1 protein-coding gene is annotated in these 1,284 nt (G+C 67.1%); it reads left to right on the top strand.

The window, feature by feature from the left end; all coding sequences use genetic code 11:
• The first annotated feature begins 136 nt into the window (after positions 1 to 136).
• The gene (locus tag GGQ98_RS18080) at positions 137 to 1,225 is read left to right on the top strand and encodes an IS110 family RNA-guided transposase (protein WP_184072068.1); all 1,089 of its coding nucleotides are present in this window, start codon (positions 137 to 139) and stop codon (positions 1,223 to 1,225) included.
• Positions 1,226 to 1,284: the final 59 nt, after the last annotated feature.

The raw sequence follows: 1,284 nt of genomic DNA, 5'->3' as shown, positions 1-1,284 counted from the left end.
TGCCGCCGTATTTGGGCAGGACTTCGCCGACACTTTGACCTGTTCCTGGCCTGCCGCCGACGCGCTCGCGGCTTGCGACGGGGGCGTCGCAGTCGCAACCTCGCGCGCACCGAAACGGAAGCGCGGGAGAAATGCGATGAACAGCTTTGCGGGACTGGACGTGTCGATCGACGAGACGGCGATCTGCGTCGTCGATGAGCATGGCGAGGTGCTATGCCGGGCAGCGGTGCCGACCGACCCGGCGGCGATCGCCAAGGTCCTGGAGCCCTGGTCGGCGACGATGAAGCGCGTCGGCCATGAGGCGGGCGCGCTGTCGCCGTGGCTGCATCCCGAATTGAAAGCGATCGGCGTGCCGGTGGTCTGCCTGGAGACGCGTCATGTGCGTGCATCGATGGGGGCGCAGCGCAACAAGACCGACGCGTCCGACGCGCTCGGCATCGCGCATCTCATGCGTACGGGCTGGTTCCGACAGGCGCACATCAAGACCGAGGCAAGCTACCGGATGCGGCTGCTGCTGACCCAGCGCCGCAACCTGAAGCGCAAGTTCCTCGACATTGAAAACACCATCCGCCACTCGTTGAAGGCGTTCGGCATCCGGCTCGGCAAGGTCGGTCGGGGCGGCATGGAGAATGCAGTCCGCGAGGCGGTCGCCGACGATCCGATGACCGCCGGGCTGATGGACTGCATGTTGCGCGCCCGTCATGCATTGTGGGTCGAGTATCTCGCACTCCACAAGCTGGCGACGCAGCTCGCGATGCGCGACGAGCTGTGCCGCCGGTTCATGGCGATCCCCGGCGTGGGGCCGATCACCGCGCTTCACTTCAGCAGCGCGATTGAGGATCCGACGCGTTTCCGGCGCTCGCGCAACGTCGCCGCCTACTTTGGTCTGACGTCCAAGCGATGGCAATCGGGCACGTCGATCGACGTCAAGGGGCGCATCAGCAAGGCGGGCGACCCGGACGTGCGCCGCGCGCTCTACGAGGCGGCCTCGGCGATGCTGACGCGCTTCAAGGGCGCCGACTTGGTGAAGAGCTGGGGGCTGAAACTGGCGAAGACCAAGTGCCATGCGAAGGCCCGCGTGGCGGTCGCCCGCAAGCTCGCGGTGATCATGCACGCGATGTGGCGCGACGGCACGACCTACGTCGGCGATCCGTCCGCCGATCAGCACGACATCGACGCTTGGAACGCCGCAAAGGTGCAGCGGCTGAGCCGGGCGCGGTCATGAGTTGAGCAACGAACACGCGCGTCGGCCGCACGTCGATCGCGCTTGAGGAGGTCCGCCCC

It is taken from the genome of Sphingosinicella soli (genome assembly GCF_014199685.1).
GTDB classification, from domain to species: domain Bacteria; phylum Pseudomonadota; class Alphaproteobacteria; order Sphingomonadales; family Sphingomonadaceae; genus Sphingosinicella; species Sphingosinicella soli.
The sequence above is the reverse complement of the archived record's forward strand: the minus strand, read 5'-3'. Positions and strand labels throughout refer to the sequence as shown.